General features: G+C 51.2%; 13 protein-coding genes. 4 read left to right on the plus strand and 9 right to left on the minus strand.

The genetic code is table 11. From position 1 onward, the window contains the following. Positions 1-237: 237 nt before the first annotated feature. Both ABJM11_RS21350 and ABJM11_RS21355 read left to right on the plus strand, forming a co-directional pair. Entirely contained in the window at positions 238-1,266 is a 1,029-nt protein-coding gene (locus ABJM11_RS21350; RefSeq protein ID WP_348295375.1) for a polysaccharide deacetylase family protein, read from the plus strand. Then, complete coding sequence (locus ABJM11_RS21355; RefSeq protein ID WP_348295376.1) at positions 1,263-2,444, plus strand: glycosyltransferase; 1,182 nt, start codon at positions 1,263-1,265, stop codon at positions 2,442-2,444. Before ABJM11_RS21350 ends, ABJM11_RS21355 begins: the two co-directional genes overlap by 4 nt. On the opposite strand, the gene ABJM11_RS21360 is transcribed toward ABJM11_RS21355, so the two are convergent. The 6 genes from ABJM11_RS21360 to ABJM11_RS21385 are packed head-to-tail and all read right to left on the minus strand — an operon-like array spanning position 2,419 to position 9,214. Beyond that, positions 2,419-3,231, minus strand: a complete 813-nt coding sequence (locus ABJM11_RS21360; RefSeq protein ID WP_348295377.1) for a Stf0 family sulfotransferase — start codon at positions 3,229-3,231, stop codon at positions 2,419-2,421. The two genes, ABJM11_RS21355 and ABJM11_RS21360, sit on opposite strands and share 26 nt — an antisense overlap. 35 nt (positions 3,232-3,266) lie before the next feature. After that, entirely contained in the window at positions 3,267-4,727 is a 1,461-nt protein-coding gene (locus ABJM11_RS21365; protein WP_348295378.1) for a lipopolysaccharide biosynthesis protein, read from the minus strand. Continuing rightward, complete coding sequence (locus ABJM11_RS21370; RefSeq protein WP_348295379.1) at positions 4,720-6,018, minus strand: polysaccharide pyruvyl transferase family protein; 1,299 nt, start codon at positions 6,016-6,018, stop codon at positions 4,720-4,722. The genes ABJM11_RS21365 and ABJM11_RS21370 overlap by 8 nt, the downstream gene beginning before the upstream one ends. Beyond that, a complete protein-coding gene (locus ABJM11_RS21375; RefSeq protein ID WP_348295380.1) occupies positions 6,008-6,802 on the minus strand; it encodes a sulfotransferase in 795 nt (264 codons plus the stop codon). The genes ABJM11_RS21370 and ABJM11_RS21375 overlap by 11 nt, the downstream gene beginning before the upstream one ends. Next, a complete protein-coding gene (locus tag ABJM11_RS21380) occupies positions 6,803-7,972 on the minus strand; it encodes a glycosyltransferase (RefSeq protein ID WP_348295381.1) in 1,170 nt (389 codons plus the stop codon). It abuts the gene before it with no gap. Positions 7,973-8,020: 48 nt separating this feature from the next. Further along, positions 8,021-9,214, minus strand: coding sequence for a glycosyltransferase (locus ABJM11_RS21385; RefSeq protein WP_348295382.1), 1,194 nt, complete (start codon positions 9,212-9,214; stop codon positions 8,021-8,023). A gap of 195 nt (positions 9,215-9,409) precedes the next feature. On the opposite strand from ABJM11_RS21385, the gene ABJM11_RS21390 reads away from it, so the two are divergent. Next, positions 9,410-10,525, plus strand: coding sequence for a glycosyltransferase family 4 protein (locus tag ABJM11_RS21390; protein WP_348295383.1), 1,116 nt, complete (start codon positions 9,410-9,412; stop codon positions 10,523-10,525). A gap of 5 nt (positions 10,526-10,530) precedes the next feature. Here ABJM11_RS21390 and wecB read toward each other — a convergent pair whose 3' ends face one another. The 3 genes from wecB to ABJM11_RS21405 form a co-directional block, all read right to left on the minus strand. Beyond that, positions 10,531-11,634: a non-hydrolyzing UDP-N-acetylglucosamine 2-epimerase gene (wecB, locus tag ABJM11_RS21395; RefSeq protein WP_348295384.1), complete on the minus strand. Its 1,104-nt coding sequence runs from the start codon at positions 11,632-11,634 to the stop codon at positions 10,531-10,533. An 89-nt stretch (positions 11,635-11,723) separates the two neighbouring features. Next, on the minus strand, positions 11,724-12,911 hold the full coding sequence (locus ABJM11_RS21400; protein ID WP_348295385.1) for a glycosyltransferase family 4 protein: 1,188 nt from the start codon (positions 12,909-12,911) through the stop codon (positions 11,724-11,726). Between the two features lie 20 nt (positions 12,912-12,931). Then, on the minus strand, positions 12,932-13,780 hold the full coding sequence (locus tag ABJM11_RS21405) for a sulfotransferase domain-containing protein (RefSeq protein WP_348295386.1): 849 nt from the start codon (positions 13,778-13,780) through the stop codon (positions 12,932-12,934). Between the two features lie 232 nt (positions 13,781-14,012). On the opposite strand from ABJM11_RS21405, the gene ABJM11_RS21410 reads away from it, so the two are divergent. After that, positions 14,013-14,927 carry a hypothetical protein gene (locus ABJM11_RS21410; protein ID WP_348295387.1) on the plus strand — a complete coding sequence of 305 codons (915 nt, stop codon included), beginning with the start codon at positions 14,013-14,015 and terminating at the stop codon, positions 14,925-14,927. Positions 14,928-15,002: the final 75 nt, after the last annotated feature.

Consider the following 15,002-nt stretch of genomic DNA (forward strand, 5'->3'; position numbering starts at 1 on the left):
AATGTAGTTCTTTGGCGCCAGGCCGACGTGGGGAAAAGCGAAGTAGAAGAGGGTAAAGAAAATAGCTGAACAATACGCCGAAAACAGAAATCCAGAACAAGCCCTTCAGCATTACAATCCGTCCCTGTGAACCTGATGATGACTTTCAATCCAGTGACTGGCAGAATCACTGTGCCAGCAAACTATACATGGACGATTGCGCCAAAACCACAGGCTTGGCCGACGGAGGCAAAAGGCGTGGCTACCCTACGATCCTTTTTAAAATTCTGGATGCTCAGCGCGTTCGCCGCTTATGGATGGATGCGCCTGAAACTTACCCGCAGCCCTACCCTGATCATCCTGACCTACCACCGGGTGCTGCCGGAATACGCCGGCGAACGGACGCGGGAACAACCCGGGATGGTTATTTCACCCGCAAACCTGCAGCGGCACATAACGCTGGTTCGCTCGTTAGGCGCCACCCCTGTCCATCTTGATGAATGGCTCCGCAAGAAAAACGCCGGCGAAGCCCTGCCAGCACTATCAGTCGCCTTTACCTTTGATGATGGCTGGAGGGACAACTACCTGTACGGCTACCCCGTGCTCCGCCAGGAGCAGATACCAGCCACCATCTTTCTCGTTACCGGCATGGTAGACACACGCGACACCTTCTGGCCTGAAAAAGTTATCAGGTTGCTCCGCACTCCCGGTATCAGTCTGAGCGATCAATCACTTGCGTGGCTCCAGCCTTACCTCGGCGATGCTGGCAACAAATCCACGCCGCTGTCACTCCTGGAGGCCGATGAAATAATCAACCGCCTCAAAGACCTGGATGACGCCACTATTATCGGGCACCTGCAGCACGCCGCCTCTTCCCTCACCGCTGACACCAACGAGGCTGATCAGGCGCCCGCTATTTTGCAACACACGGAACTGGAAGAAATGTCCGGAGAGAATCTGGTCAAATATGGCGCCCACACCCGAAATCATTTCCGCCTTAACCGCCTGAACAGTAAAGAGGCGCTTGAGGAACAGATTGCCGGGTGCCAGTCAGACCTGGAGACGATGAACGTCGCCAGTGTGCCGATCTTCTGTTACCCCAACGGCGACATAACCGACGGCGGCGAACAGCTTGTTGCAGACCACTACCAGGCCGCCTGTACAACCAAAACCGGTTGGAACAGAGCCAGCCGAAACGATTTCGATCTCCATCGTTTCAACCTCCACGACGGAAACAGTTCAACCGCCCGCACGTTACTGGCCACCATAGGGCGCAGCCTGGCATGACTGAACAACCGACCACGCCCCCTGTTACCGTAACGCAGATTATTTCAGGAGACCTGTGGGCCGGAGCCGAAGTTCAGGTCTACAACCTGTGCCAGGCCCTCAGTGCTCGCGAGGATATTTCCGTGACCGCTGTCGTCTTCAACCCCGGCATTCTACACGACAAACTGTTGGCGCTCGGCATCCCCGTTACCCTTGCCGACGAGACCAGCACCGGCGCCCTATCCATCGCAAAAGCTATTGCCACCCATTGCAAAATGCAGGGTACAGACATCGTTCACACCCACGGTTTCAAGGAAAACGTGTTGGGCGTGCTCGGCAAGGAAATGGCCAGGGCGCCCTATTCAGTCAGAACCGTCCATGGCAACCCTGAGCACGGGTTCTCTTTCAGAAAGCCGCATAAATGGCTAACCAGCCGCCTGGACATCTGGCTTGGCCGACTACGCCAACAGGCTGCTATTGCGGTTTCCACCCAGCTTGAACAATCTTTGCAAGTGACATTTCCGGGTAAGGTGTTCAAGATTTTCAATTTCGTCAACGTTGAAGAACTCCGGCAAACCTGGCCCCCAGAAACTGACAAAGGCCCGAACAAGGAGGCCTTGCTGGGGATTGTGGGCAGGCTGGTCCCCGTCAAACGCGTGGACCTTTTCATCAGAATGATCGCCACGCTGAACGACTGGGGTTACCCCTGCCGCGGAGCAGTCATTGGTAATGGGCCTCTGGAAGAGAGCCTTAAAAAGCTGGCTTTGGAGCTGGGGGTCAGTGAGCGAATCAGTTTTAAAGGTTTTGTAAATCCCGCGATGAAGAAAATCAGAAAGCTGGATGCGCTGATAATGCCCTCCGATCATGAAGGACTGCCCATGACGTTACTGGAAGCCGCCACCCTGGGAATCCCGGTGGTTGCCCACAACGTTGGTGGAATTCCGGAGGTACTTTCTGGTTGGAAACGGGGGGCACTGGTGGACGAACAAACCCCTGCTGCCTATGCAGACAAGGTTCTGTCAATACTGCCACGACAGGCTCAAACTGGCGACACGGAAGCACCATCCCAAAGCCTAAGCTCCCCCCCTGAATTCGAAAACAAATTCAGTAGCCGGGAGAACGCCAGGAAATACGTGGAGCTATACACCAACATCCTGTCTTTACCCAGGGGTGTTAACCTGCCGACAACATCTTCCTGACCTTTGTCAGCAGTCTGCGCTTTAATCCCGGGTCCGGAGAGATCAGCTCTCTACGGCTATTCTCAAAATCCCGGACGAACTGTGCTACCCACTCGTCGTTAAGACTACTACCCTGCCTGGACGTTACGTGCTCCTCCTGCGTCTGGCTGTCATCTAGCTGGACACCCACAAAGTCGGCGATGGTTTGCACGCTGGTTCCCAGACTCTTCCGAACGGAATCAAAGTCCATTTCAATATAGCGGCAGCCATTCGCGGCGAGCGTGTAGCGCCAGGAAGCATTATCAAGGATTACTTCCCGCAGACATCTTTCAATCTGTTCGAAACGATACTGGGGAGGGTTATCGTTTTTCGGTTCCTGCCCCACAATCCACACTCCGGTTTGCCTGGCGATCGCCAGAGAAACAGCCTGCTTCAGAATGCCTTTACGGGAAAGAAGCACGTAGTGTGCGTCTGGAAAAAGCGACTGAACCCTGTCAAAGCCGCCAAGCACATTGATATGGGTGTAGTGAAGCTTGATACCAAACACACCATTCGGGGAGGTTCTTCTCTGTGTCAGCTCCCGGATAACGCGTTCTGTACTCTCAGTTTCAATCCGCCTTTTCCACTCCTTCAGGTTTACCGGGTTTGCATACTCCAAAGGGAAGCCGAAGGAACCAGCCTGATGTAAAGTATGGCCCAACATGTGACTACCGCAGCGAGGAGTGGAGGCAATAACCAGTGTTTTATCCGGCCCCTCCCGCCGCGGGAAGTCATGAGATTCCGAGAACTGGTCCTTGTACAAAGGCACGCCATAACCTCCTGTTATTAGTCCGGCAACAAAATCTAAACGTTGCTCCGCCGTTTAGCAAACTGAGACTTCAGGATATCCAGAACATCCGTTAACGCCTTGATTCTTAGTACAAAGGCGAACATTACATAAAGGCCTCCGCCAGCCAGTACCTGGATCCCGAAGGACCCCAGCGGGCCAATTCCATACAGCACCCGGTCGAGCAGAATAATCCCGATGGCCATGAGAACGGCTGCGGCCAATGTGCGGAAAAAAGACAACATCAGTTCAAGCAGGCTCAAATTAATCAACCGCCCCGCAATCGATAAGGTAATCAGGCTATTGATCCAGGTCGCCGTGGTCATTCCGATCACGATACCTTCTACCCCCCATGGGAGGCCGGCAATAACGCCTGCTAGCGCAATCGGGCGGGTCAGCAGGTTAACCTTGAACTGGAGCTTGGCGCGCCCAAGTGATAGGTATATCGCGCCGGTTACCGTCACGATGGAGCGGGCCACACCTGCCAGACAGAGTATCTGCAAAAGTGGCACAAGCTCTGCCCATTGCTCGCCAAGAACTCCGAACACAAAGTTTTCGGAAACGGCGAAGATTCCCGCCATCATTGGAAATGTAAGCAGAGCAATAGCCTGGGTGCTCCGCATATAGACTTTCCGGATTCGTTGTCTGTCGGACTGGATCAGGCTCAACGCTGGAAACATCACGCTGCCAACAGTGTGAGATACATTCTGAAGCGGGAAAAGCATCATTGAGTGCGCTTTGTCCAATAATCCTGCCGCATCACCACCTATATATTTGCCCGCCAGCAGTTTGTCCGCTTTCATCGTCGCGAACCGGATGACCCTTGTAGCAAATACATAAAAACTGAAGCCGAAAAGTTCTTTTAGTGCTTCACCACTGAAAGCCATGGCAGGCACCCAGCGCGCAGCGCCCCATACGTAGCATGTTGCCACAAACCGGAGTATTACCGGTTGCCAGGCAAGGCCCCAGTATCCATAGCCTTGGCTGACCATAAACACCGCAATGGTACCGCCAACGATCATCCCCAGCAGATCTGCTACCGCTGTAACCTGAAAGGAAAGATCTTTTACCAGGCGCTGGCGGGGCACCAGCCCGAGGGCTCCAAGAATAAACTGAAGGGAGAGAACCAGCCCCAGATCAGTCAGCTCTTCTCGTCCGTAAAATTCCGCGATGAAGGGAGAAAGCGAAGATACAAGTGCCCACAGCCCCACGCCCAATCCCAGGTTGGTCCAGAATACGGTGTTGTAGTGTATCTCCTGTACATCCTTTTTCTGAACCAGAGCTGACCCGAGCCCAACGTCCATCAGAAGGCCTGCGAAGCCGGTAAACACCATCATCATGGCGATCAGACCAAAGTCATCCGGGGTCAGCATCCTTGCGAGGGCAATGCCGAACCCCATCGAGATGACCTGGCTCACCACCTTTCCACCCGCTGTCCAGCTAAGAGCTTTGAGAACTCTACCTCTGAAGTCAGACATCAGGCAGTTTATCCATCACCGATATTGCCTGCCGGCTGCAGTCTTCCTGAACTGATCGTACCTTTTCCTGCCAGTCAATCAGGTTAACCAGCATGTCAGAGACCACTGCCCGTGATTGCTCAGGTCCCATGGACTTTGTCGAGAGTCTTGCTGCGTCCATTCCGAGCTGATGGAACAATTCTTCAAGTTTAAATTCGTAGGCAATGCCCAAAACTGGCGTACCAGCCACAAGCCCCAGAATGGCGGCATGCATTCGAGTAGCAATCACGAGATCGAATTCCTGATAGGCCTCAACTACTTCTACTGGCTGCCGAAAAGCTGTATCCAGGTTAACGTACGGTGTTACATCGGAAGAAAGATTCTCGAAAATCTTTTGTGCGTAATCCGCATCGTCTGTCCAATATTCATCAATGCCCTGACACGTAGAAAGGAAAGTAACTTCTGCGCCGAACTCTCGAACTACCTGCTCGACCATTGCAACTATGCAAGATACATAGTTGCTTTCCAGACCTTTATCCGGTTCGTCAAAAAAATGGAGACTTCTAACAGAGACAGCAACCTTCAATTCCTGTTTCGCTTCGAGCACACTATCCCGGGGAGCGGACAGTGTTTTCTGCGGTTTCAGAACAAAGGCTGCATCTTTTCCGAGAACAATATTGTTCTCGCCAACACCTAATTCAGCCACATGGCCCCAGGACTTCTCATCGCGTAGAAAAATGCCATACGAGTGCCTAAATATATGCCTGAATGCTGCTTGGTATTTTGCGTTATGGTAGGGCCCCAAAGATTGAGTAAAAAATACGAGCGGGCGCCCACAAGCAAGTGTCAAACGGTAATCATAGATCGCCGGCCATAAATTGTAGTTTTCAATTAAATAGGTCCCGCCAGTACTGATTACCACGTCCGCCGCACAATACTCTTTCAGTGCAGAGTAATCCTCCTGACGAATTAGAGTTCGGGGAATTATCGCAAACCCCGAACGAATAAGAGCTACACAAGATCGCAAAAACCAATAACGCAGACGGTCACTCCAGTGGCCGTAACCAAATCTTCGCAACCCACGAGCTATTTTTCCTTTGGGTGAATTACCAAAAACGGACTGGCGGAACGATGCCCAGGGATAGTATCTGGATGCTGCAGCAGCTAAACGGTCAAACACAACGATGTCGGCGTTTTCACCGTACTTCCGCCGTAATATCTGAAACATTCCCTGTAAAATCGCCGCATCACCCGGATTCAGAGTCACAATGTTTGTGATCAAAATCCGCTTTCTATTCTTATTATTCACCATACCCAAAGGGCTCCAGTTGCGGCCCGACAATCTGTTCAATCATTGAAAGATTCTCTTCACCAAAAAATGCTTCGTAGCTCCCTGAATTGTCGCCTCTGGGTTGATACTGAATATCAACCAGCCCCGAAATATCTTTTGTTGCTTTGAATCCAAGATCCGCAGCAAGCTGCCTCACCTGAGCGACTTTATCGGAGCGAAAGTCTTCATAACGAATCAATCGGAGAGGATGCCGAGCTTTCAAATAGTGCTCCGCTGATATTCGCCATCGCCATGCCATCTTTTCTAGATAGTTGTTGCCGGGGAGGTCTGGTGATACTCCGTTCAAAACATGAAACCAACCTCCTCTGGCGAAACGTGGAAGCTTGTGCTCGCCATGCAGAGGATCTGCCGGTAATTCGAGGCGGTTCAAAATACTACGAATATTATCGAATGGATTTCTGACAATAAACACACGTTTTGCTTCAGGCAAGAAGCTCTCAAAGTCATCCAGGAAAAATGGGAAGTTCGGATCTTTGACAACAGTACCGCTGAATACATCCCGATGGGCCCGCCATAGGCGAGAAAGTGGAAAATCGCCTGCAAACAAGTGCTCTCGGTACTTGACTTCCAACTCGTCCAGCCTGTGAAACGGGTCGCTACAGACATTTTCATCAATTGCTTTAGCGAGCAACGATGCGATGGCGGTTGTGCCAGACTTCGGCATACCAGCAACGATTACTTTGCCTCGCCCTGTTCCAAGCGGATACAAGGTGTGGAAGGCACGTTTGACTTTACTGACTGCCATTCACCGGGCTCCCGTTCTGCGCTGAATCGACCGATGGAAGGTATCTAAGGTCTCTCTTGCCACATTCGGCCAGTTAAGCTTCTCCTGAACCAACTCCCACCCAGCTCGTCCGACAGCCATTGCCAGGCCAGAGTCGTCACGAAGTTTCATAATTTGCGCCAGGATATCCGCAGGCTCGTCACTCGTAAGCAACCCATTCTTTTCGTGCTGGACCAACTCTGCCATTTGGCCACGGTTGGAAGTAACCACAGGGGTCATGCAGGCCATATACTCCCAAAGCTTTGTTGGAGAACCATGTACACCGTGAGGAGTCCAGTACCAATCGGGGTGCAAAGCAATGCATACGTCCGCTCTACATATCTCGTTGAGCACCTCGTCCCGTGGTATTTTCTCCTTGATAACAACATTGTCTCCCTGGGGAAGATTATCTGATCGCTGATTAACGGCGAGGACAAAACGGATGTCTGGCGCTTCGGTTTTAGCCAACTCAATTGCCGCAGCCAGCAAATCCAAGCCTTGCCAAGGGTAGATCGCGCTACCACTATAAAACACCGTGAATTTGTCGTTCTCCCTGTTTTTGCGACGACGAATAATCTCTTCCTCGGAGACTAGTGGTCCACCGTTCGGTGCCACTACTACCTGACCAATACCCAATTTATTACCGGCATACCTTCCCATCGATGAAGAAACACATACTGCAGCATCTACCCTCTGTGCCAGTTTCTTTCTGAAGCGCTCTTCCCGCCGAATTCCGGGCGCTTGCCGGGCTGCGTGAAACCAACGCCTTACCCACCTGAACCACGACTCACTTTGTCCGGCTTGCCTGCCGCCTAACCAAGAGAAGGCGAGATTTTCATCAGCTGGCGAATTTATCTCCCAAACTACTGGAACGCTCGAATCTGCCTCCTCCATGGCTTTTCTAAGGTGTCTCCAACTCTCCAGGGAGCGAGAATCGACCCGAGCGTAAATCACGTCGCAAAACGCAACGAAAGCAGAAACCGACGCATCACCTTCCCCGTCAAAATTCTGCACGTCTGGCATGGTGGGATCTCCCAGTACTGCGACGTTATGTCCACTATCAACAAATCCACGAATCAACTCAAACACATGGATATGATTCCCACCCTTAGGAGGGTATGCCTGGAGGTCGTATAAGTAACCAATCTTCATCTCGTTAGCTCCATTTGACGAGAACAATTCCTACGTAGGGCGTTACTATCAGCATGTTGCAAAGCGGATAATTTCCGCGAGTCGGGCGATACTCTTCTCTGACGTCCAGTTATCAACAACTGACTTGCGGGCTTTCTCCCCCATCTGTATGGCAAGCTCCCTGTTTTCACAAAGACATCGCATAGCCTGGGCCATCCCTTCCACATCGTACTCATCGACCAGGATTCCGGTCTCATTCTCCGATATGATGTCGCAAATGCCTCCATGTCGCGTACTCACGACGGGCAGTCCCAGCCCCATTGCTTCGAGCACTCCGACGGGCGTACCTTCCATGTCTCCATTGGGTGCCTCGACCGAGTGCTGCAGAAAGTAGTCGGATCTTTCCAGTACTGCCATCACAAAGTCGTGGGATTGTGCACCGTGCAGTGTCACCTTGTCTTCTATGCCTAGCGCTCGAACCATTTGCTGTGTCGCCGCAGTTAATGGGCCATCTCCAACTATTTCCAGCGTGGCGTCTGGGACGCTGGCACTAACCTGGGCAAAAGCCATCAAAGAGACAAACGGGGCTTTTTTTTCCACCAATCGCCCAATCATGGCAAAACGATGGCCACACTTCCGGTCATTTGGCTTTTTACGTTGACTGACCTCTGCCCCGCAAGCATTGAAGCGGACCTTTTCCGCAGGTGCCCCAAGCCGGATTAATTGATCACACATGTGCCGTGACACACCGATAATTGCACTGGAGATATCAAATAACCGACGGTACTGCGTGCCGAACTCTTCGATAATGTGAGTCATATACGCGTCGTAACCATGAAAATGAACGACCAGCGGCACACCAGCCAGCCTGCAAGCCTCCATAACTGAAACCGCTGTCGGACCGTACTCTGCTAGCACGACATCTATACGATCTCTCTCCAGCATTTTTACGAACGCACGGGTGTCTTGGGCCGCTACCGTGACTCCCATCACATGCCTCGTCAGCCAACGAGAAGCCAGCGGAACGAGGGCTCTGGAAGCCAGATACCTACCTGGCCCGCAAGATCCTTCGCGGACCACCCGATAACCCGGATTGCCAATCAGGGAAAAACACTGGTAGGGGAGATTATTGATGTGGGCGTGAAGAAAAGTTTCGGATGGTGATAGCTGGCTCCCATCCTTATTAATAACTACGGCTAACCTCGGCGACATCCTGTGCGACCTCTTTAAAGAATCCCTCTGCGACCTGCTGGAACCTATCATTACAGAACAACGAGGGATTCTAACAGATTATATTGGAAAGGATTATGCCAGTATCCTATTTTCAGCGTTGTATTTAAGCACTAAATCGTTATGCTTTTCGGAATGCTGTCGCAGCCGGGACGCTGCAGACCTTTCCCCTCAACAAAATGGACACCACGTGAGCTTATGGTACAAAACTGCGACGGAAATATTCTCTTGGTATCAAACTACCCCTCCGACGTCGGATACGCCTGGTGGCTGATGGAACATTTCTGGACCCTTATCGCAGATGCGTTTGCAGCATCAGGCTCAAAAACTTTTCTTGCATACCCAACTATCACCTCGCTTCCGGAGGCGCTCAGTGGCAGTAGCATCACTCCTATTGAGCTCGAGTTTCCAGCTTCGTCTCCCTGGCCAATGAAAAATATCAGAAATTTTATACAAGACAACAACATCCATTACATTTATTTCACGGATCGCGCATGGTACAACCCCCGGTATGCAGCACTGCGCCAGGCAGGCGTTAAAAAAATTGTCGTACATGACCATACCCCTGGCGACCGGCCTCCAGTTGGAGGAATTAAAGGCCTGTTCAAATTTATTAGACACAGACTTCCCTTTGTTTGCGCCGACAGCCAGTTGTGTGTGTCGGAGTTGATGCGCACCCGAAGCATCGAAAACGGGAGGTTGCCTGCCCATCGGTGTCACGTGGTTCAGAACGGCATTCCGCCGGTCCAGAAAACTCAAAGGTCCCGGGAATCGCTCCTGAGAAACCTGAATATTCCTACAGACAGTCAGATTTGTATAACAACCGGTCGGGCCCACCCCTATAAACGTTTTGATTTTATCATCGACACGGCAGCGGCGCTCCGGCAGCTCAATCCAGACCACAGCCTTGTGTTCCTGCTGATCGGTGATGGACCAGCATATCCCGAGCTCAAACAGAAAGTTAGTGACCTGGGGCTGGACAATCGTGTTTTAATGCCCGGGTTTAGAACCGACGCGCGGGATTTTGTCAGCGTAGCCGACGTCGCTATGCATGCTGCTCTGGGAGAGGGCTTCTCACTCTCGATCGTTGAGTACATGAGCGCCGGTTTACCAGTGTTGGTGCCAGACATCCCTTCCGTCAAACAAGCCATTGACCATGGGAAAAATGGCTTCGTTTACGAAAAAAATAATTGTAGTAACGCTGCTGCATTCCTGAATCGGCTGATATCGGACGACCAAGAAAGGCGGGTAATGGGATCGAAAGCTCGAGAGAAAGCTAACTCTCACTACAGCTTGGAAAACTGCTCACGGGAATTCAAAGCAGTTTGCCGCCACGTTTTTTAAATTAGCTAGCGCGAATTTGGTAGCAACAGCTTCTCCAATTCCTGAACGATGCGCTCTCCGGTTTTTCCATCCCAGAGAGGCGGTATACTTCCTTTCTTCCATTCGCCGGCGAATAATCGGGATAACGCGGGGCCTATCGCCTCTGGATTAGTACCAATCAGTTCGTTGGTTCCAAGGTCCACTGTCTCGGGCCGCTCTGTTGTATCTCGCAGGGTCAGACAAGGCACCCCCATTACGGTGGTCTCCTCCGTTATGCCTCCTGAATCGGTAATGACTGCCTTAGCATTCCTGACTAAATAATTGAACTGAAGGTAGGGCTGTGGCTCAGCCAAAATAAAATTGTCCGGGAGGTCAATAATTTCCCTGAGCGTCTTGGCAGTACGGGGGTGAACGGGGAATACAACGGGTAAACCGCGAGTGTGCTGACCGATTGAGCGTAACGTTTCTGTAAACCTCCCGGATGAATCAACGTTCGCCGGGCGGTGCATCGTAATAACAAAGTATTCTCCTTTTCTGAGGTTCTGATCGTCCCAGACCTGAGGCGGGCTCAGCCTAGCGAGGTTTGTAAGGAGCGTATCAATCATTGTATTACCTACCCAAAATATACGTTCCTCACCTATACCCGCCTTGCGCAGATTGCTTCCTGCCCACTCGCTTGTTGTGAAAAACCAGTTGGTAATACTGTCCGTGACCATACGGTTTATTTCCTCAGGCATTGACCAGTCACCCGACCGGATGCCAGCTTCAACATGCGCAACCGGCACCCCAAGCTTCTGTGCAGTTATCGCACACGCCATGGTCGAGGTCACGTCCCCGACGACCATGCATAGCGCGCTGGGAGACTCCATCAATAACGCTTCGTAACGAGCCATGATACCGCCCGTCTGTTCCGCCTGGGTACCTCCACCGACTTCAAGATTAACATCTGGATGTGGCAGGCCCAATTGCTCAAAGAAAGCTCCGGACATACTCACATCATAATGCTGCCCGGTATGCACCAGACGATAGGAAAGAGTACTACCGGCCTCTTGGCGCTGCTTTAACGCGCGGATAATGGGCGCAATTTTCATAAAGTTAGGTCGGGCACCGGCAACGATATCAATCAACATGAAACTAACTCCTTAGTAACAGCTAGGTATTCGCCAGATAAGCAGGAAAACCATAACCCTGCATACTCATTCTTTCATCAGAGGAAATATCAAAGGCAGGCCTCGTAAATCGACCGTAATTTTTCGCCAAAAAGCCGGGGGTCATGGAACGATCGAATATAAGAGAGTGCCTGGTGCCCTTTACGCTTTATTTGCGCCGGGTTTTCTAATATATCTTGAAAAATCTCCATTAGGCCATCTCTGATTGCTTGGGACAGCGCCTCTCTACGTTCAGGAACACGCAAATAGGCCTCACCCCCTATCGGTTTTTTATCAACAGGAATAAGCCAGCCCCGGTCATTACTATTAATCTCCGGAAACGCCCGAACGTTCGTTGTTATCACAGGGCGGCCACATGCCTGGAATTCCAGCACGGAATAGCCATAGGTTTCAGCGTAAGACGGGAGGAGGCCAACGTCACACGATCGCATCTTTACGAGCACCTCGCTATAAGGAAGGGACTGGTAATGCTCTATCCATTCTTGGTTATCTTCAAGCATCGCTCTAATGCGGACGATATCCTCTTCGTTCGTGCCAGTCGCATAGGAGTCCGGCTTAAGTCGACTAACAATGATTAACCGCACATCGACACCGCTGCTCCGGCGAGCCTCGGCAAGTGCAGCAACAACCTCTTCACCGCCCTTACGGAAAAATTCGTGGCCAATCATCATAAAAGTGATCCCCTCTTGACCTTCATAGGGGTACGATACCGCCGCCCCAGCATCCACCAATGGCCGCTGCGGCGGATGCAAAACGGTTGTTTTACGCTCAATACCATCCTTGAACTCAGGGAAATGATCGAGAAACTGCCCCTGCAACTGTCTAGCGCTATCAGACAATGCAATGAGACCCATACATCGATCTGAAGCGAGCAGCTCAACTGCTTGAATCGTTGCCGGTGACGAACGTACTGTTTGTGAATCCGACAAATGACTCTTCAACGCAAACCGGAAGCGTGGAACCAAAGTTTCATAAGTCGTAATCCACGGCGTTCGGGAGTAACTAATGCCGTTAAACAAATGGAGACAGTCAACCCGATTGAGGCCAAAATCGCGGAACTGGAATTGATGGTCAGAAGAAAGGTCAGAGGAAGGGTCCGCACCAAAAAGTGGCCCAACCTTTCTTAACAAGGAGTAGTAATCACGGCAAAGGTGGTAACTCGCACCCTCGACACAACCGATGATATTTCGCACTTCGGGATACTGCCTGGCGGCGTGCCCGATCTTTAGCGGTGACATGATGACAACCTTAAAAACGTTTAAACAATTGAGGTGGCCGAAGAATAGTTCTGACGTGTCTCGATATTTAACCGCCCCCAGAATTCACTACTTTGCTTCTCAATAGCAGGCGACAGACCCGGCTTGCGATTTTTGCTAACGGAACACGCGTAAACCTCATTGGTCATGGCGGAAGACCACTTTATCCCAAGAAAAGCGCAGGCCTCTCGCATGATTTCATCCGGCTCCTGTACCAAGCGTTCATACCGGATCTTGGTGAGACGGGGGTTCGACTGCTGATCGAGGAACAGGTAGAAGCTTTCATAAAGAAGCCACTTCAGTCCGGCAGCATTTTCAACGGACAGGTCAGCATGACACTGGTTCGGAATGAACTTCCTGAGGTCAGCGAGTGCCTGTGACTTCCGGGCAAAGTCTGTTTCTACCCAATTTTTGAACGCGCACACTTGAGCCTTACCGAAAAAGCGTACCATTGAATTAATCGCATAGCGGGGATTACGAACAACAAATATAACAGCAGCAAAAGGGCATTCGGTCAGGAACTCCCGTTCCCAAAGCGTTTCTGCAATGGGCCTTAACAACACTACTTCAGCTCCACTGGAGTCCACTGCCTGCTCGACCGCATCCAGACCCCTTAGGCGCCAGTTGGAAAAAGCTTTTGCGATATCCTGACTGACAAGCTCATCACTCCAGCCTTTGCTTGAATAATGAGCTAGGATGTCAGTACCTGACCGACAGCTACCAAGAACGAAAACTCGATGTACATATTGGGAAGGATTAAGACGTTGATACAGTCCCTTTACGCAACTCCGACCCCGCCTCTTTGCCCTATACAGAAGAACCTTCCGTTTGCTTTCGACATTCAGAGTCATCAGAAATCCTTTTCGTTTAACTGCGAGCACGATGGTACCGCAAAACCCAAATCAATCAACCAAAACCAATGGAAGCCGACGTTCGCATTCTCGTCCTCCGCCTAAGCAGACATAAGCGTGAACTGTATCTCGGCAGCTCACAAGCAGTAACCAAATCGCAACCTTACGGAACGCAAAATTGTGTCAAATCCGCTATACTGCCACCACATCACAGTTCGGGAGCATGATCTATATGGCACACCTCAAACACCTCACGGCGCTGGCCTTCGCGTCTCTTCTGGCTAGCACGGCCAATGGCGAGCCGCTGATCATAGAGTCCTTCGAATCCGGAGATATGTCAGCGACAAATGCGGCGGGGTTTGACTGGAGCCGAAACAACAGGACATCCATTGTTACTTCCGAAGCCGTGGTCTACAACAATGGCGACAGAGATGTAGCAATTCCTAGTGGACGTGATTGGGACCCTAAACATGGCGAGCACAGTTTGAGGTTTCGATATGCAGCTGGGAGTAACATGTCAGAGCAACGCTTCAATCTCGGAGGCGCTTATGAAAACCTTTGGCTCCAGTATTGGGTTAGAGTTCCGATAAACTACTATCATGGGCAATCCTCACCCAATAACCACAAATTTCTCTCGATATGGATGGACGGCTATTCTCAGCATGGAGAGGGCGCTACCGTTGTATGGGAGTTTTGGGGGACATCTGATGGCTCAAGCCGGCTTGCGGTCTCCTTCAACGAAGGAGAAGCAGGCGGGAAGGAAGGCCACCAACAACACCATGATTTCATATCACCAGCAGACCAAGGGCGGTGGATGGAAATCACCATTCACCTCAAAGCTTCTTCGGACACCTATACGCGGGACGGCATCATAGAAATGTGGCGTCGATGGGAAAACGAGCCTGCAAGCGAAAGAGAACAATTTCATAAACGAACTGATGTGTTGCTTTCGAAACCAAGCTCAGGCCCCCAAGGCTGGAACGCAGGTTATTTTATGGGCTGGGCCAACAGCCCTTACTCGCGATCCACCGAGTGGCTCATAGATCACATAACCGTTTCTGAGGAATCGCTTCTTGATTCAGCTGGCCTGAAAGCCGGGTTATCGGGAAATGCGCCCAATCCTCCTGTTTTATCTGTTTCAAAATAGGTGGAGGCCGGCAGTGCAACTTTCAAACGCCTAAATGCTGCCACTTAAGCTGATCAATCATTGGCAACCATGCCT

The organism is Marinobacter sp. (assembly GCF_039977835.1).
Lineage (GTDB): Bacteria > Pseudomonadota > Gammaproteobacteria > Pseudomonadales > Oleiphilaceae > Marinobacter.